The 16,380-nt window shown below is 70.2% G+C and carries 16 protein-coding genes; 5 read left to right on the top strand and 11 right to left on the bottom strand.

What is annotated here, in order from left to right; all coding sequences use genetic code 11:
- Nucleotides 1–218: 218 nt before the first annotated feature.
- From EDD27_RS06460 to EDD27_RS55365, 6 genes are all read right to left on the bottom strand, one after another.
- On the bottom strand, nt 219–1,100 hold the full coding sequence (locus tag EDD27_RS06460; RefSeq protein ID WP_127931535.1) for a bile acid:sodium symporter family protein: 882 nt from the start codon (nt 1,098–1,100) through the stop codon (nt 219–221).
- A gap of 477 nt (nt 1,101–1,577) precedes the next feature.
- Nucleotides 1,578–2,576 (bottom strand): LLM class flavin-dependent oxidoreductase, encoded by a 999-nt coding sequence (locus EDD27_RS06455; RefSeq protein WP_241563897.1) that lies wholly within the window; start codon nt 2,574–2,576, stop codon nt 1,578–1,580.
- A gap of 8 nt (nt 2,577–2,584) precedes the next feature.
- The gene (locus EDD27_RS06450) at nt 2,585–3,820 is read right to left on the bottom strand and encodes an RNA-guided endonuclease InsQ/TnpB family protein (RefSeq protein WP_241563896.1); all 1,236 of its coding nucleotides are present in this window, start codon (nt 3,818–3,820) and stop codon (nt 2,585–2,587) included.
- Nucleotides 3,821–3,831: 11 nt separating this feature from the next.
- A complete protein-coding gene (locus tag EDD27_RS58550; RefSeq protein ID WP_164903508.1) occupies nt 3,832–4,158 on the bottom strand; it encodes a hypothetical protein in 327 nt (108 codons plus the stop codon).
- Nucleotides 4,155–4,337 carry a hypothetical protein gene (locus tag EDD27_RS55370; protein ID WP_206641282.1) on the bottom strand — a complete coding sequence of 61 codons (183 nt, stop codon included), beginning with the start codon at nt 4,335–4,337 and terminating at the stop codon, nt 4,155–4,157. The genes EDD27_RS58550 and EDD27_RS55370 overlap by 4 nt, the downstream gene beginning before the upstream one ends.
- A 284-nt stretch (nt 4,338–4,621) precedes the next feature.
- A complete protein-coding gene (locus EDD27_RS55365) occupies nt 4,622–5,080 on the bottom strand; it encodes an amino acid permease (protein WP_206641281.1) in 459 nt (152 codons plus the stop codon).
- A 30-nt stretch (nt 5,081–5,110) separates the two neighbouring features.
- On the opposite strand from EDD27_RS55365, the gene EDD27_RS55360 reads away from it, so the two are divergent.
- The gene (locus EDD27_RS55360; protein ID WP_206641280.1) at nt 5,111–5,332 is read left to right on the top strand and encodes a hypothetical protein; all 222 of its coding nucleotides are present in this window, start codon (nt 5,111–5,113) and stop codon (nt 5,330–5,332) included.
- Here the strand turns inward: EDD27_RS55360 and EDD27_RS06435 are convergent.
- The 5 genes from EDD27_RS06435 to EDD27_RS06415 form a co-directional block, all read right to left on the bottom strand.
- Nucleotides 5,319–6,263, bottom strand: coding sequence for an ABC transporter permease (locus tag EDD27_RS06435; protein ID WP_127931532.1), 945 nt, complete (start codon nt 6,261–6,263; stop codon nt 5,319–5,321). The genes EDD27_RS55360 and EDD27_RS06435 overlap by 14 nt on opposite strands.
- The gene (locus EDD27_RS06430) at nt 6,256–7,446 is read right to left on the bottom strand and encodes a quaternary amine ABC transporter ATP-binding protein (RefSeq protein WP_127931531.1); all 1,191 of its coding nucleotides are present in this window, start codon (nt 7,444–7,446) and stop codon (nt 6,256–6,258) included. The genes EDD27_RS06435 and EDD27_RS06430 overlap by 8 nt, the downstream gene beginning before the upstream one ends.
- A gap of 4 nt (nt 7,447–7,450) precedes the next feature.
- Nucleotides 7,451–8,413, bottom strand: a complete 963-nt coding sequence (locus tag EDD27_RS06425; protein WP_164903507.1) for an ABC transporter substrate-binding protein — start codon at nt 8,411–8,413, stop codon at nt 7,451–7,453.
- On the bottom strand, nt 8,413–11,598 hold the full coding sequence (locus EDD27_RS06420) for a DUF3604 domain-containing protein (protein ID WP_127931529.1): 3,186 nt from the start codon (nt 11,596–11,598) through the stop codon (nt 8,413–8,415). The genes EDD27_RS06425 and EDD27_RS06420 overlap by 1 nt, the downstream gene beginning before the upstream one ends.
- 201 nt (nt 11,599–11,799) lie before the next feature.
- Nucleotides 11,800–12,723, bottom strand: coding sequence for a LysR family transcriptional regulator (locus tag EDD27_RS06415; RefSeq protein WP_127931528.1), 924 nt, complete (start codon nt 12,721–12,723; stop codon nt 11,800–11,802).
- Between the two features lie 291 nt (nt 12,724–13,014).
- On the opposite strand from EDD27_RS06415, the gene EDD27_RS06410 reads away from it, so the two are divergent.
- From EDD27_RS06410 to EDD27_RS06395, 4 genes are read left to right on the top strand one after another with little or no spacing between them, the layout of a single operon-like run.
- Nucleotides 13,015–13,365 carry a bifunctional 3-phenylpropionate/cinnamic acid dioxygenase ferredoxin subunit gene (locus tag EDD27_RS06410; RefSeq protein ID WP_127931527.1) on the top strand — a complete coding sequence of 117 codons (351 nt, stop codon included), beginning with the start codon at nt 13,015–13,017 and terminating at the stop codon, nt 13,363–13,365.
- A complete protein-coding gene (locus EDD27_RS06405; protein ID WP_127931526.1) occupies nt 13,362–14,579 on the top strand; it encodes an NAD(P)/FAD-dependent oxidoreductase in 1,218 nt (405 codons plus the stop codon). The genes EDD27_RS06410 and EDD27_RS06405 overlap by 4 nt, the downstream gene beginning before the upstream one ends.
- A gap of 16 nt (nt 14,580–14,595) precedes the next feature.
- The gene (locus EDD27_RS06400; RefSeq protein ID WP_127931525.1) at nt 14,596–15,681 is read left to right on the top strand and encodes an S-(hydroxymethyl)mycothiol dehydrogenase; all 1,086 of its coding nucleotides are present in this window, start codon (nt 14,596–14,598) and stop codon (nt 15,679–15,681) included.
- A complete protein-coding gene (locus EDD27_RS06395; protein ID WP_127931524.1) occupies nt 15,681–16,370 on the top strand; it encodes an MBL fold metallo-hydrolase in 690 nt (229 codons plus the stop codon). The genes EDD27_RS06400 and EDD27_RS06395 overlap by 1 nt, the downstream gene beginning before the upstream one ends.
- Nucleotides 16,371–16,380 lie beyond the last annotated feature (10 nt).

Raw genomic sequence — 16,380 nt, 5'->3', positions numbered from 1 at the left:
CTGCGCTCCTTCGCGCTGGTCGGACCGTGCCGGCGTGGCACGCACCCGCACGCTCTACCCCAGGCTCCCGAGTCCAATCTCTCCCCCGCCCGCCCGCACGGTCTCAGCCACGGACGCCGGGCTTCGCCGATCTCGTGGGGGCAGCTGTGCGGCTGGGAGCTCGCCACGCCAGTCCGTCGTCGCCCGCTACGGCGCTGCACCCCATGCCCCACGTGGACTCAAGCAGTGCTCGCCTCTGACGCGGCGTCGGAGGAGGCACGAGATCGGACAAGGAATCCGGCGGCGGCCCCGGTGAAGAACATCAGGATGCCGTACGTCGCGGCGGGGACCGCCATCTGCGTGTTGTTCAGCAGGGCCGGGCTGAGCGCGACGGTGATCGCGAGGGTCGCGTTATGAATGCCGATCTCCATGCAGGACGCGATGGCCTGGCGGCGGCCCACTCCGGCAAGGCGGGGCGCCCAGTAGCCGACGGCCAAGCTGATCACGCTGAACAGGACCGTGATGGCGCCCACGGAGCGGATGTATCCTCCGAGATCGTCCAGCTCCTGCATCAACGCGCCGAGGATGACCAGGACCAGGATGACGACAGAAGCGATCTTCACGGGGGATTCCATCCGGTCCGCGAACCGAGGCCTGAACGTGCGCACAGCCATGCCGACCGCCACGGGGACCAGCACCAGCGCGATCACCTGCAGCGTCTTGCCGAACTGAAGGCCCAGCGTGCCTGCATCGCCGAAGTAGCTCAGGGACAGGTTGGTCACCAGAGGCAGCGTGACGACGGCCAGTACCGAGTTGATCGCGGTGAGCGTCACGTTCAGCGCGACGTCGCCTCCGAACAGGTGACTGTAGAGGTTCGCGGTCGTGCCGCCCGGCGTGGCGGCCAGGAGCATCATGCCGACGGCGAGTGCGGGGGGAAGGCCGAACGCGAGGACGAGGCCGAGGCACACGGCGGGTAAGAGCACGACCTGACAGGTCAGCGCTACGACGGCGGCCTTGGGGTAGGCCACCACACGTCGGAAGTCGGCGATCGTCAGGCTCAGACCGAGCCCCAGCATGATGATCGCCAGAGCGATGGGAAGCAAGACGCCGGCAAGGGCCATGGGCTTGATGCCTTTCCGTGTCGGACGTGCCAACGGCCACCGAGCGCGGGGCCATGCGGCGCTTCGTTGGACGAGGTCACGTGCAGACCCCCACAATGTGGGATCGCCGGGCCGATGTGAAGCGACTGCGCATGCAAGAGCACCGCCCCCCGTGCCGCTCACGTGGCAGCCAGCCGTTCTTGAGCGCGACGTCCGCCCCCTCGCCGCCCGCCGCGCTGACACCCCACGCCTGCTCCGGCGCCACGCCGCCCATCAGCCCCAGCATCGCCCCAGAGCCCGCTCTCCGCCAAGGACCGCCGGTCACAGCGCCGAGGCGGCGGCGTTGTCGCTGACCCGGATGGCCCGCGCGGCCGCTCGCTCGACGGGCAGGGCATGGACGCGCGGTGGCGCCGGTTCCGCGTACGCGGGGTCGACGCGTGAGCCGCCACCAGGGCCGGCCGAGGAGGGGTACGGCGTGGGCCACCGTACCCCTCCCGGTCAGGCGAACGCGGGCATGATCTGGTCGTGGATCAGCCTGAGCTGGGTGTCCACGTCCGCCACCTCGGGCAGTTCCCGTCCCATGAACTGCTTGACCAGCGTCGCATCGGTGATGGCCAGGATCATGTGATTGACGCCCGACGGCTCGATCTCGCGCTTGATCTTGGCCACGCACTCCTCCGGGGTGCCGGCGATGGACAGCCGCTCCCCCAGTTCGGGCGTGGTCAGCTCGATCGCCCTGGCCAGGTCGCCGGCACCGAGAGCGTCGACGATCGGCTTCATCGCGTTCGGGTCGACGCCGTTGCGTTCGAGCTGCTCGGCGGGCATGGACGAGGCGTAGAGGCCGACCATGCTGCGGGCGGCCTCCTTCGCCACGGCCGAGTCCGGGCCGGTGGCGAAGACGACCCAGGCGCCGATGTCCATCGTCGAGGCGTCCTTGCCCGCCTTCTCCGCGCCGGCTCTGAAGTGCTGGACGAGGTAGTCGTAGGCCTCGCGGGTGTAGCTGAGCGCGTGGTGCACGCCGTCGGAGTGCTCGCCGGCCGCCCGGAAGGAGCGCGGTCCGCGCATCGCGCCGAGTTTGACCGGCACGCGGTCCTGCACGGGGCGGGCGAAGGTGAACAGGCCGCTGTACTTGAAGAACTCGCCGTCGAAGGTGATCGCGCCGTCGTCCAGCAGCGTGCGCACCACGTGCGCCGCCTCCTTCACGCGCGAGAGCGGCTTGGTGACCGTCCAGTCGATGTTGTACTGCGCGAGCAGCCCGAAGTTGCCGCTGGACAGCACCGCCTCGGCCCGCCCGTCGCTGAGCTCGTCGAGCGTGGCCGCCGCCTGGGCGATCAGGGTCGGCTCGCGCAGCACCACCGAGGACACGCTGGGCCCGAACCTGATGCGGGACGTCTGCTGGGCCGCGGCGGCGAACAGCAGCCACAGGTCCTTGTGCCAGGTCTCGTCGGCCAGGCGGATAGACGCCAGCGACTCCCGCAGCGGATAATCGGGCAGCATCACGTAAGTCAACGACCCAGAGCTAAAGCCCAAGGCTTGCGCCTCACGATCCGATCTGGCCGACCGGCTCGGGACGCACTGAGCCCGCTTTCCCTGGCGGGCTCGTTGGGCATGTTGACGAATGCCCACACCGCGCTCGCCCGTCGGGAAACGTTGAGCGCGGCGATGTGGTCGGCCGGTCCAGCGAACCCGCACGACCCACAGCGAAAGCTGTCCCGGCTGGGACGATTGGCCCTCGCGGTGTGCCCGCACCAGCGGTTCGGGCACATTTGCGAGGTGTAGGCCGGATCCACCTGCACGAAGGCCACGCCGGCCCGGCGTGCCTTGTAGGCGAGGAACTCGCCTAGCTGGTGGAACGGCCAGTTCGAGAGCGTGGCCCGCTGGGATGGCCAAAGCCGTACCCGCTCGCGGATCCCCGCCAGTTCCTCGACGGCGATCCCGCGCCCGGTGCGCTGCGCATCGGCCACGATCTCGTTGGCGATCACATGGTTGGTCTCGGTCGCGAAGCGGCGCTCCCGCTTGGCCCGCCGCTTCAGCTTCCGGCGAGCCGACTTGGTGCCACGAGCCTGCAACTCGGCCCGGACCCGGGCCATCCGGCGGCGGTAGCCGGTGAGCTTCTCCCCGCTGTAATTCACACCATCGCTGGTGGTCGCCAGATTGGCGATGCCCCGATCCACCCCGATCCACCCCTGCGGGTCGGCCGTAAGCGGGGCTTGGGAGATCTCGCAGGTCGCGATCAGATACCAGGCGCCGTCGCGAAGGAGCAGATCGGACTCCCCCCGCCGATAGGCGGCCAGCGTTTTCAACTGGTCGGCAGAGCCGGTGAAGGCGATGTCCTTCACCCGGCCTCGCACCGTCCAGATCGACACCGAGCGGGTATCGTGCAGCCAGGACAGGCAGCGGTCATCGAACGGATGGGCCGCCTCTGGCCGGAAGGTGAGCGGCTTGGACTCGGCCCTGCGCCGCCGCCTGCCGGTCAGCCGGCCGTTGCGGATCAACCCTCGCAGGCTCGTGTAGGCATCGGCCACCTTCTTGATCACGTGCTGGGCCTGCTGCGCCCCCAGCCCGGCGGCCTTCAGCTCGCCGTAGACCTGGCGGCGCAAGCCGTACACCCCGAAGGTCTTGGTCTCAAAGGCGAGCCGGGAGACCTGACCGGCGGCCTGGTTGAGCTGGTGCAGGGTCGCCTCCAGCGCCTCGGCCTGCTGGGGCGTCGGCAGAAGCTTCACCTGCACCACCAGTTTCACAGTCGAACACACTATCGCGTGACCCAGGTCACCGCGAGCGATATCCCGTTAGTCGACGAGGCCGCGACGTGGTCCACAGCCTCCATGCCCACGTGCTCTTCGCACCGAAGTACCGGCGGGGCGTGTTCACCGACGAACTGCTCCGCTTGGAAGAGATCATGATCGAGGTCTACGACAGCTTCGCCGCCCCCTGCGGCGGGGCACCCCTGCCGATCATCAAGGAGCACATCGAGACGCCCGGACTGACGTCGGACCGTTTCACACCCAAAGGCAGGAAACGATTCCTCCCGGGCGAGAACCGCCGGGGTTGCTCGCTGGACAGCGCTGAACTTCATCATGCGGCCTCCTGCGGGACGGCGTCACCCGAAGGGCGTCGCCCTTGTCGCACGGCCGGCCTGGCGACCAGCAGGTAGACCAGCCCGGCGGCGACCACCAGCCCGGACAGGGCCACCAGGTAGTTGTCGTACCAGGGGGCGTCGGGGGTCCTCGGCCAGGCCATGTTGAGGATGGCGAGCACGCCCGTAGACCAGCGCGGCCACGTTGACGGCGAGCCCCGCGCGGCCCAGCGTGAACGGCCCGGACGGGCGCCAGCCGCGCAGCCTGGCCCGCAACGCCGCCAGCACCACCATCTGGAAGCCTAGGTAGATGCCGAGCACCGCGAGAGAAATGATTTTGATGAAGGCGTCTTCCGACACGTTGGAGCCGAGCACGACCAGCGCGGGCACGACGGCGGCGACCAGGAGCGCGTTCGGCGGGATCTGCCCGGCCCGGGATACCCCCTGAACGCGCGGCTGCCGGCGATCATGTCATCGCGGGCGTAGAGGCATGCAGCAGCCGGCTGGCCGCCGCCTGCAGGTTGAGCGCGGACGACAGGAACGATAGCAGCACCACGCCGAGCACGTCCTTGAGGCCGGTGGTGCCGAAAGCGGTGGTCAGCACGTTCGTGACGGGGTCGCCGTCGGCGCCGGAGACGACGGCGGCGAAGTCGGGCACGGTCAGCAGCAGCGCCAGACAGACGAACGTCGCCGCCGAGCCACCCACGTAGATGGTCATGCGCATGGCCTTGGGGATGCGCCGCTTCGGGTCGGGCACCTCCTCGGCCACATCACCGTGCGCCTCGAACCCGTAGTACTGAAATATCCCGATAAGCCCGGTGCCCAGGAATGCGACGAAATATCCGGACTCCGATCCCGCGCCGAACGAGTCGAACAGCGCCCCGAGCTCGTGGTGCCGCCGGGTGAGCAGCAGACACCCGCCCACGGCCAGCGCCCCGACCAGCTCGGTGCCGACGTGCGGGCGGCCAGGTTCGAGGCGCTGCTGCTCGGCGTGCTGGCCGCGAGCCCCACGCAGATCACGCTGGTGAACGCCGAGGGCAGGGTGGTGGCGACCAACTCGCCGCGGTTGCCCGCCGGCTCCCTGCTCCTGGATCCGGGGTCGGACCGGCTCCCGTTACCCGAGTTGCCCTGGAGCATCGTCACGTCCGCCGGGGACCGGGCGATCAGCCCCCTGTAGGGACCCGGCGCGTACTTCCCACGCGTTCCGCCGGCTCGCGTAGCAGGCCCTCTTCGGGCGCCGGAGCGGAGTCAGGCAACTGACGCGTGCGCCGGCGTCGAGCCCTGCCGCGCCCGTCGCCGAACGCGGCCGACACCCGGTCGAGGTAGATCGCGAGGATCACGACGGACAGGCCGCCCTCGAAACCGCGTCCGATGTCGAGCTGGGTGACCGCCTCGACGACGACCGCGCCCAGGCCGCCGCCGCCGACCATGCCGGCGATCACCACCATGGACAGCGCCATCATGATGACCTGGTTGACTCCGGCCATGATCGTGGGCATCGCGAGCGGCAGCTGGACGTCACGCAGGATCTGCCGGGACCGCGATCCGAAGGCGTGCGCGGCCTCGACGATCTCGGCATCGACCTGGCGGATGCCGAGCTCGGTGAGCCGGACAGCGGGCGGGATCGCGAAGACGGTGGTCGCGACGACGCCGGGCATGACGCCGATGCCGAAGAAGAAGACGGCGGGGAGCAGGTAGACGAAGACGGGTAGCGTCTGCATGAAATCGAGCACGGGGCGGAGCGCGGCGCTGACCCGTGTGCTGCGCGCCGCGGCGATGCCGAGCGGGATGCCGACGGCGACGGCCGCCACGGCGGCGACGACGACGACCGCGAGGGTCTGCATCGTCGCGGTCCACATCGCCATCGACTGGATGAGCAGGAAGGCGAGGCACGCGACGAGCGGGGGTTGCCACCGGCGCGTCGCCAGCCACGCGAGCGCGGTGAAGAAGGCCAGCAGCACCAGCGGGTGGGGGCCGATCAGCAGGACGTACGTCACGTCGACGAGCCGCAGGATCAGTGCCGAGGTCACGTCGAACACGCCGGAGAAGTGCTCCTGGAGGAACCGGACGGTGCTCTCGACCCATGTGTCCACCGGCAGGTCAGGCATGAGCTGTCACCTTCTTCGGGCTCGCGAGGGAGGAGAGGATGGCGGCGCGCGGCACCACCCCGAGCAGCCGGCCGTGTTCGTCGACCGCGGCGATCGGGACCGTGTGCCGGCCGGCGAGATGGCAGAACTCGACCAGCGGCCGGTCCACGGGCACGGTGTCGTAGTCCTGCACCAGACAGTTCCGCAGATCGTCCTCGCCGTTGCGCAGGGCGTTCGCGAGCAGGTCGTCCCGGGCGACGCCGAGGATGCGGTCCAGCTTGTCGAGCACGAAGACGCCGTTCATCTCGGCTGCTTCCAGACGTCGCAACACCTCGCCGGGGCTGTCCGACAATCGTGTGGTGCACCATGGCGGGCGCAGCACCGAGGCGGCGGTGAGCACACGTGACCGGTCGACGTCGGCGACGAAGTCGCTGACGTAGTCGTCGGCCGGTGCGGACAGCAGGTCCGGCCCGGTGTCGCACTGCACGACGCGGCCGTCCTTCATCACCATGATGCGGTGCCCGATCCGCATCGCCTCGTTGAGGTCGTGCGTGACGAAGACGATCGTCCGCTGGTCTTCGGCCTGGAGTGTCAGCAGCAGCTCCTGCATTTCCCGCTTGATCAGCGGGTCGAGGGCGCTGAACGGTTCGTCCATGAGCAGGATGTCGGCGTCGGTCGCGAGTGCGCGGGCGAGGCCGACGCGTTGTTTCATCCCGCCGGACAACGCGTCGGGACGGGCATCGCCGCGGTCACCGAGGCCCACGCGCCGCAGCGCCCAGTCGGCGCGCTCGAGCCGTTCCCTGACGGGGACGCCGCGTACCTTCAGGCCGTATGCGGTGTTCTCCCGGATGGTCCGGTGCGGGAACAGTGCGAAGTGCTGGAACACCATGCTGATCCGGCGGTTGCGCAGCTCCCGCAGGTCGCCGGCGGCCATGGCCGGCACGTCCTGGCCGTCGATGGACAACCGTCCGTCCGTGGGTTCGACCAGCCGGTTGATCATGCGGAGCACGGTCGACTTCCCCGAGCCGGACAGTCCCATGATGACGAACAGCTCCCCTCGCCGGACCGTGAAGCTCACGTCGTCGGCGCCGAGGAAGCCGCCGGCGTGCCGTACGGCCTCGTGTCGCCGATCGCCCGTCAGCAGCGGCAGCGCGCGGTTTCGCGCCAGCCCGTACACCTTGCTGAGGTGGCTGGCCTCGATCATCTGGTCACCCCTTTCCGATGACCACGTCGGCCGCGGGCTTGCCGTCGGCGCTGGTGACCCCGTTGAGCCACGTCCGCAGGACGTCGGGATGGGCGCGGATCCAGTCCTGAGCCACGGTTTCCGCGGGCTTCTTCTCCTTGTCCACACTCGAGATCCACTGCGACGCGGTGTCGGCTTCGACGCGGATCTGGGAGAGGAACCGGTACAGGTTCGGATCGTCGGTGGCGAGGCTCTGGCGCGTGAGCACCCTGATCTCACCGGCCCCCGGCCATACGCGCTTCGGGTCGTCGAGGAAGTTGAGCTTGAACTCAGGCACCATCCAGTGCGGGCTCCAGCCGAGGAACACGACCGGTTGCTGCTTCGCCGCGCGGCGCGTCACCTCGGTGAGCATCGCCTCGGTGCTGCTCTGGACCACTTTCCAGTCGCCGAGCCCGTAGGCGTTCTTCGCGATCGCATCGCTGATGAGCTTGTTGCCGGGTGTGCCTGGTTCGATCCCGAGAATCTCCCGGCCGAACGCGTCCGCGTGCTTGTCCAGATCGGCGAGCGAACGCACCCGCAGTTTGTCGGTGACGTACCCGGGGACCGCCGGCGCGTACTCCGTGCCGGTGAGCAGAGTCCCGGCGACCTCCACCTTCTTGTCCCCCAGCAGCTTGCCGAACACCGGCTCCTGACTCGGCCACCAGTTGCCGAGGTAAGCGTCCGCCTGCCCGGTCGACAGGGCCTGCCCCGCCAGGGGCACCGACACCTCCTGGGCACTGGTCTGATAGCCGAGCCGATCCAGCACCTGCGTTGCGATCTTCGTCTCCACGACGAGGTCGCTCCACGGCTGTTGCACGAACCGCGCGACATGCTTGCCGCCGGAGCCGTTACCGGAATCGGCGAACCCGCCGGTGTCCGCACCGCTGCACCCGGCGAGCAACGCGGCAATCAGCGCGAGCGCGATCGGGCCGAATGATTTCCTCGGCATCACTGAGACCTCTCTTCCACAGGAGTGCCGATCCAGATCGGCGAGGACCATGCCATTTCGCCGTCGGTCTGGTAGACGCGCACGTAGTACCAGTCCGGCGCGCCCGGCAGGTGCTGGTGCGTCACGTCGGTCCATCGCACGCGCCGCTCGCGGCCGCCGAGGGCGGTCAGCCCGCCGACGCCCGGCTGCAGTCGCAGCCGCCCCGGACCCTTGACCGGCACCTCGACGACGTTGCCGTCGAGGGCGCCCAGGGTCGTGGTGACCTCGCCCTGCGACGTCTTCACGACCACCGTGGCCGCGGGCGGTCCGATCAGGGTGAACTCGACGCCGCCGCGCTGTGCTCCGTACGGCTCGCCGAAGCTCTTCGTGGTGTTCACCCAGCAGACCCGCTGGCGGTCCACCTCGGTGATCTCCGGGCTCCAGTACGGCGTCCGCAGCACTTCGCCGCCGAGGATGCTGACTGAGCCGCTCCAGTCCGTGGGCACCGGGCTCATGCCCCACTCGACCCGGACCGGGACGGCGATCGAGTGTGGTGGCAGGCCGAGGTCCGGGAGAACGGTGTGGACGACCTCGCCGTTGCGCACGACCTCGATGCGCGCCAGGTCGCCGTACCCGCGGGCGTACACGTCCAGGTCCACCGGAGCGCCCCGCTCGGCCTCGCCACCCATGAAGACGTCGCCGATGCGCGCGTCCACGACGATGCCGCGCTGCGTGGCCGCGAACACCCGCCGCTGGTAGAGCGCGTCGAACACCGCCGCACGATCGAGCCGTTCGGCGTAGGCGCCGACGTAGCTCGCGCCGTGCCCGTGGTCGGAGGACGCGATGAGCCCGAACCGCTGCCCGCGGCGCAGGCCGTCAAGGACGAAGGTGCCGGGAAGCGTGCCGTCGGCGTACTGCCGGAAACAGCCATCGTCCTCGTAGTTGCCGCGGCAGGCTTGGAAGACCTCCACGACGCGCAGGAACTGCGGGTCGTGGTAGTCCCAGTCGAACGGCACCATCGCCGAGCCGGGATGGTGCGGAATGGTGATCGCGGGAAACTCCGGGTGCCGGCGAAGGCCGTCCCACAACCCCGCGGGCGTTTCCGATCCCTTCGCATAGGCCGAGAAGATCGGCGCGCCGCGCCGCACGTCCCCGTAGATGACGTTCTGGTGACCCATGAGCCCGGTCCACTCGAAGCCGTACAACGGCACGAAACGTCCGTCGACACGGAACAGGTCGGCCATCTTCTGGATCGACCACCACTGATAATCCGTGCTGTTCTCGGAGTGGTCGGTGACCGCCCAGAAGTCGTACTCGCACACGTCCCACGAGTAGCGGTAGAAGTCCTCGAGGGACGGCTCGTCGCCGGAGGTGCAGCGGCTGATGAGAGAGTGGCGGTGCAGGTCGCCCCAGTACAGCGCGTAGTCCTTGCCGTCCACGGTCGTCCGGTAACGGGTGCGGTCGGCATCGGCCCACCCGCGTGCCTCGCGTCGCTCGTCGCTGTGCACGACCTCGAGCCTGCGCGTCGCGATCGCCCGCCCCGCCGCGGTCAGCGTCGCGGACCTGATGGCGCCCGTCCCGTGCATCCCGTGCCAGATGACCTCGCCGTGGTGCTCCAGCAGGAACGGGCACTCCCGGCCGCCGAAACCCTCGGTCCAGGCGAGTGCGCGTTCCAGCCGGTCGTCGGTCTGCCACGCCACGAGGGCGCCGCTCGGCAGCGGGGCGAGCGCCGGTTCCTCGAGCGTGCCGTCGCTGGCGGCGAGTGTCGTCGGCGCTGACCAGCCGTCCGGGCCGAGCGTCTGGGTGGCGACCTCCCAGTAGTAGGTCATCAGGGGCAGCCGCCGGTGGATCCGGTACGCGACGGTCAGGCCGCCCGCGGGGTCGGCGACCAGGCGTGGCAACCCACTCGGGACGACGTCGAGACTGGGCGCGAGCCGGCCTTCCGGTTCGTACAAGCCGTCGTTGTCGAGGCGTACGACGCGGATCGAGGCGGAGATCTCGGGCAGCAACTCCGGGGGGATGAACTCCCCGCTCTCCCGCATCCCCAGGACACGCGGCGCGTCCGAGAGCCGGTCGGCCGGCCGTAACCGGGTGGGACCGGAGCCACCGTGGCCGGCGACCGTGATGACGTCGAAGCCGCACCAGACGGCGCCGTCCGCGGTGACCGCCAAGCTCGGGTGCAGCGCGTAGTCGCTCCCACTGGTCACCGGACGCGGGTCCGCGAGTGCGCCGGCGGGGTCGGCGCGGCGGACCACGATGCGGTAGGCGCCTTGCCGGTATTCGCACCAGGCGTAGATGCTGCCACCCCCGGGTGCCGCGGCCACCGCGGGATCCCAGACATTGCCCTCGGCCCCGCTGCTCACGGCACCTCCTTCGGAGGCGCCGTGAGCGAAATCGCTGCTGTGTCCATTTGTTCGCTCGCTTCGCTCGCTCACGAGATGTGGCTCCGACCACGCGCCGTCGCGCCACCGGCGGGCGTAAATGCCGAACCGCTTGCCCAGCGGACCCTGCCAGCAGACCTCGACGCCACCGTCGACGTGCGCGATCGCCTCCTGGTTGAAGGAGGGGTGACCGGTCGTGCTCACCAGTTCCTCACGGGTCCAGCCACCCTGTTCACCGCGGCGGCAGAAGACCGACACCTCGCCCTCGTGCGCGCGAGCGTAGAAGACCCACGGCCGGCCGTCGGCGTCGAACAGCGCGGTGGGGCGGAAGCAGTCGGCGGGTTCGCCCGAGAGCACGATGGGGTCACCCACCGCCTGCGCGCCTTCGAGGAGCCCGTCGAGGAGCAGCGCCATCACGCGATCGCCGGTGTCCTTCTCCCACTCGATCCACGCGTGGAGAACACGGCCGTCCGGTGTGGTCGCGACGCTGGGACGGGTGGCGGTCCCCGACGCCCGGACGCTCGTCCCGGCCGATCGGCGATGCCCGTCGAGACGGGGAGCCGAGGAGAGCGCCGCTTCGGCGCCCTCGAGGAACTCGGTGAGCCGGCCGCCGCCCTCGTCGACCCACATGTAGCGCAGGGGGTCCGGATCGAGCAGCGCCTCCACGCCGGACACGTCGAGGCAGTCCTCGATCGCCGCCGCCATCCGCCGGTTGAAGGTGAGCACCCGCTCCAGTTCGGCGCGCTGTCCCTCGGTGTACTCCCCGGTGTGGTGGTCGACCCCGCAGCAGCTGTGGCCGCCATGTCCCCCGTGCTGTCCGCCCACGCCATGCCCTTTCCGGAAGTCGGGTCGCCTGCTGTCACGCATCTCGGGGCAGGCATAATGGAAATGCCGATGAAATGTCGAAGAAACAAATGACGCAGTCCTCATGGAATTTCCGGACCGCCGATTGCTAAATCGTTCTTCGCGGCGACCGCGACAGTCAACAAAAACGGGCGGGCAAGCCAGACCGGCTTTCAACCGCTGCTATAGAGTCTCTCTATGGCCGTGCGAGGGCTCGTCGACGCGGCCGGGCGCGGTCTCTCTCCGCACCATCTCGACGAACGCCTGTCCCGCGTGCGACAGCGGCTCAGGACGCCACAGCAACCGGACACGGCGTACGACGGGCGGATCGATCACCCCGATGCGGGCGCCTTGACGTGCCGCGTCCTCCGCCATCGGACGGGGAAGCAGTGCCACGCCGGCACCGGCGAGCACCAAGGGGACGATCGCCGCGCGGTGCGGCGTCTCCACTGCGATGCGCAGGGGAACGCCCGCCCCCGCCAGTGACTGCTCCAGCAGTGTCCGCGTCGTCGTGCCCGGCGGCGTGGTGATCAGATCCATCGCGGCGACCTGGGTCATCTTCACCGACCGGCCGGTCGCCATTTCGGCATCCGGCGGGAGAACCGCGAGCATCTCCTGCTCCCGGAGCTCCAAAGCGCGCAACCCCGCCGACGGCACGGAGAAATCCGCGAGGCCGAGTTCGCATTCACCGACCCGCACCATTTCCGCGACCGCCGCCGCATGTTCTGGGTCCTCGATGCGGATATCGACTCCCGGATGGGCACGACGGAATGTGCCGACGAGACCGGCCAGCGGGTCCACGGCCAACGTGGTCAATGCGACGATGTCGAGGCGTCCCGCCTCCAATCGGGTGACCTGCTGAACGGACGACAGCGCGGACTGAAAGGCGCGCAGGACCTGCTGCGCGGAGCCCACGAGCGCCTGCCCCTCCGGCGTGAGCCGGACACCGCGACCCAGCCGGTGAAACAGCGAGGTGCCGAGCTCACGCTCCAGCGTCCGGATCGTGTACGAGAGCGACGGCTGCGCGACCCGCAGGGCGGATGCGGCGCTCGTGAAGCTGCCGTGCGAAGCCACCGCGAGAAAATACTCGAGCTGCCGCCGATCCACTCGAGCCTCCTACCATCATCGCCACCCGCCTCGTCGTACGGTCTCGGATCAGCGGAGGGATGCGATCGGTCCATCGTAGCTGAGACGATAGGGGCGTTCCGATCGCCCAGACGCCAGACGCCGCCCACCAGAAGGAGCGGCGGGATCGGAAGCGGTCAGGCTTGGCGCGTCACGTAGCCAGCGACAACACCACGAAGCACTACAAATCGGTCTTGACATCTGCTTTCTCCAGCCGCACGCTGTTGCGTATAGCGCTAGACGTTTCTCTTGGCGAAACCGGGATGTGACTCGATGATTCAAGCGTGCCCTCTGGCGTCACTGCCGCGAGGAGAGGCCTTCCGGGTCGAGGCCGATCCGCCGATCGCGGTGTTCCACACCGAGGACGGCGAGATCTACGCCATCGACGACACCTGCACCCACCAGGACGCCTCGCTCGCCGACGGCTGGCTGGAGGGCTGCGAAGTCGAGTGCCCCCTGCACGCCTCGCGCTTCGACCTCAGGACCGGCGACGTGGACGCACCGCCCGCCAAGCGCCCCGTCCGCACGCATCGCGTGGTGGTCGAGAACGATGTCGTCTACGTCGTTCCCTCCGAAGCTCCGCCCAACCTGCCTCCCGGCGTCACCGTGAAGGGGCAGGCGTGAGGAGCGTCTGCGTGGTCGGCGCCTCGCTCGCCGGCTTGCTGACCGCCCGCGCGCTGCGCGCCCAGGGCTACGACGGCCGCCTGATCCTCGTCGGCGAGGAGATCCACCGCCCCTACGACCGTCCCCCTCTGTCCAAGGACTTCCTCAGGGGCGTGCTCGACGATGCCGACCTGGCCCTGGAGTCCGACGGCGAGGACCTGGACGCCGAGTGGCGGCTCGGCGTGGCCGCCGTCGGCCTGAACGCCGCCGCCCGCCGCGTCACGCTGAGCGACGGCACCGAGGTCGCGGCCGACGGCATCGTCATCGCCACCGGCGCCTCGGCCCGCCGGCTCCCCGGCACGGACGGCCTGGCCGGCGTGCACACCCTGCGTACCCTGGACGATGCCCGCGCCCTTCGCCACGACCTGGCGAACGCGAAGCGGATCGTCGTCATCGGCGGCGGTTTCATCGGCACCGAGGTCGCCGCGACGGCCTGCGACCTCGGCCTGGACGTCACCCTCGTGGAGTCGGGACAGACGCCGCTGGCAGGCGTGGTCGGAGCCCAGATGGCCGAGGCCATCGCCGGCCTCCATGAGCGGCGCGGCGTCCGGTTGCTGCGCAGCGCCCGCGTGACGGCGCTCACGGGCGAGGAGCGGGTCGACGCGGTACGGCTGGCCGACGGCGCCCTCCTGCCCGCGGACGTGGTCGTCGTCGGGATCGGCGCGTCGCCCAACATCGCCTGGCTCAAGGGCAGCGGCCTGCTGCTGGGCGACGGAGTGCTCTGCGACGAGGGCGGCGCGGCGATCCGGGACGAGAGCGGCGGGCCGGCCCGCGAGAACGGCGGCGGGAAGGGCGGCGGCCCGGCGGCGGGCATCGTCGCGGTCGGCGACTGCGCGGCCTGGTTCGACCCCGCGCTCGGCCGGCACGACCGGTGTGAGCACTGGACCGGCGCGCGCCAGCGGGCCGGCGTCGCGGCGGAGACGCTGTTGTCGGGCGGCGTCGCCCGGCCCGCGCGGCCGCGGCCGGCCTACATCTGGTCCGACCAGTTCGATGTGAAGATCCAGTTCGTCGGGCGGGCCCGCCATGCCGACACGGTCGTGGTGGAGGAGGGCGACCCGGCCGATCACAGCTTCCTCGCCGTCTACCGGCAGGGCGAACGGCCGGTGGCAGTGCTGGGCGTCAACCAGGTCCGTCTCTTCTCCCGCTGGCGCCGCCAGTTGGAGACGGCGGTCTGAAACCAGGAGTGAATCAATGGCTCATGAAGTACGCGGCGTGGTCGCGACGGGCAAGGGCAAGCCGGTCGGCCTGGAGACGATCCTCGTCCCCGATCCCGGCCCCGGCGAAGCGCTGGTGAAGGTGCTCGCCTGCGGCGTCTGCCACACCGACCTGCACTATCGCGAGGGCGGGATCAGCGACGACTTCCCGTTCCTGCTCGGCCATGAGGCGTCGGGCGTGGTGGAGTCCGTCGGCGCGGGCGTCACCGACGTCGCGCCCGGCGACTTCGTCATCCTCAACTGGCGCGCGGTGTGCGGATCATGCCGGTCGTGCCTGCGCGGCCGGCCGCAGTACTGCTTCGCCACGCACAACGCCGTGCAGAAGATGACGCTGACCGACGGCACCCCGCTGAGCCCGGCGCTCGGCATCGGCGCGTTCGCCGAGAAGACGCTGGTGGCCGCGGGCCAGTGCACCAAGGTCGATCCGGCCGCCTCCCCCGCGGCGGCGGGCCTGCTCGGCTGCGGCGTCATGGCGGGCCTCGGCGCGGCGGTCAACACCGGCGCGGTCAGCCGCGGCGACTCGGTCGCGGTCATCGGCTGCGGCGGGGTCGGCAACGCGGCGATCGCCGGAGCCCGCCTGGTCGGCGCCACCACGATCATCGCGGTGGACGTGGACGGCAGGAAGCTGGAGTGGGCGCGCGGCTTCGGCGCGACGCACACGGTGAACGCCAAGGAGGCCGACCCGGTCGAGGCGATCAGGGAGCTGACCGGCGGGAACGGCGCCGACGTGGTGATCGACGCCGTGGGCCGTCCCGAGACGTTCAAGCAGGCGTTCTACGCGCGCGACCTGGCCGGCACCGCAGTGCTCGTGGGCGTGCCCACTCCGGAGATGACCCTGGACCTGCCGCTGCTGGACGTGTTCGGCCGCGGCGGGGCGCTCAAGTCCAGCTGGTACGGCGACTGCCTGCCGAGCCGCGACTTCCCCCTGCTGATCTCGCTCTACCTGCAGGGCCGCTTCGACCTGGACGCGTTCGTCACCGAGACCATCGGCCTGGACGGCGTCGAGGAGGCGTTCGCGAAGATGCACCACGGCGACGTGCTGCGCTCGGTGGTGGTGCTGTGATGGATCCGCAGCGCAGCGAGGACATCCATCACAGCGCCCGCCGGGCGGAGCCCGGCCAAGGAGCACTGCGCGTCGAGCGCCTGGTCACCTCGGGCACGTTCAGCCTGGACGGCGGCACCTGGGAGGTCGACAACAACGTCTGGCTGCTCGGCGACGGCGACCAGGTGCTGGTCATCGACCCCGCCCACGACGCCGCCGCGATCGCCGAGGCCGTCGGCGACCGCCGGGTCGCGGGGATCGTGTGCACGCACGCGCACGACGACCACGTGAACGCCGCGCCCGAGCTGGCCGCCCGCACCGGCGCGCCCGTCCTGCTGCACCCCGACGACGAGGTGCTGTGGAAGCTGACGCACCCGGCGGCCACGCCGGACCAGGCGCTGGCGGGCGGGCACATCCTGCGCTTCGGCGGCTCGGCCGTGCACGTGCTGCACACGCCGGGGCACGCCCCCGGCTCGGTCTGCCTCTACGTACCCGAGCTGGGGGTGTTGTTCTCCGGGGACACGCTCTTCCGCGGCGGCCCCGGCGCCACCGGGAGGTCGTACAGCGACTTCCCGACGATCATCAAGTCGATCAGCACAACGCTCCTCACCCTCCCCGGCGAGACGGTGGTGCACACCGGGCACGGTGACGACACCACCATCGGAGCCGAGGCTCCGCAGCTCGAGGACTGGATCCGCCGAGGACACTGACCCGGCCCGC

This window comes from Nonomuraea polychroma, assembly GCF_004011505.1.
GTDB lineage: Bacteria > Actinomycetota > Actinomycetes > Streptosporangiales > Streptosporangiaceae > Nonomuraea > Nonomuraea polychroma.
This window is presented reverse-complemented; position numbering and strand designations above follow the sequence as displayed.

What these genes read in the sequence shown, in the direction of transcription:
- EDD27_RS06455 (WP_241563897.1), bottom strand. Translation starts at nt 2,576, where the DNA reads ATGCTGCCCGATTATCCGCTGCGGGAGTCGCTGGCGTCTATCCGCCTG.
- EDD27_RS06435 (WP_127931532.1), bottom strand. Translation starts at nt 6,263, where the DNA reads ATGCCTGACCTGCCGGTGGACACATGGGTCGAGAGCACCGTCCGGTTC.
- EDD27_RS06400 (WP_127931525.1), top strand. Translation starts at nt 14,596, where the DNA reads ATGGCTCATGAAGTACGCGGCGTGGTCGCGACGGGCAAGGGCAAGCCG.
- EDD27_RS06410 (WP_127931527.1), top strand. Translation starts at nt 13,015, where the DNA reads ATGATTCAAGCGTGCCCTCTGGCGTCACTGCCGCGAGGAGAGGCCTTC.
- EDD27_RS06425 (WP_164903507.1), bottom strand. Translation starts at nt 8,413, where the DNA reads ATGCCGAGGAAATCATTCGGCCCGATCGCGCTCGCGCTGATTGCCGCG.
- EDD27_RS06460 (WP_127931535.1), bottom strand. Translation starts at nt 1,100, where the DNA reads ATGGCCCTTGCCGGCGTCTTGCTTCCCATCGCTCTGGCGATCATCATG.
- EDD27_RS58550 (WP_164903508.1), bottom strand. Translation starts at nt 4,158, where the DNA reads ATGATGAAGTTCAGCGCTGTCCAGCGAGCAACCCCGGCGGTTCTCGCC.
- EDD27_RS06430 (WP_127931531.1), bottom strand. Translation starts at nt 7,446, where the DNA reads ATGATCGAGGCCAGCCACCTCAGCAAGGTGTACGGGCTGGCGCGAAAC.
- EDD27_RS06395 (WP_127931524.1), top strand. Translation starts at nt 15,681, where the DNA reads ATGGATCCGCAGCGCAGCGAGGACATCCATCACAGCGCCCGCCGGGCG.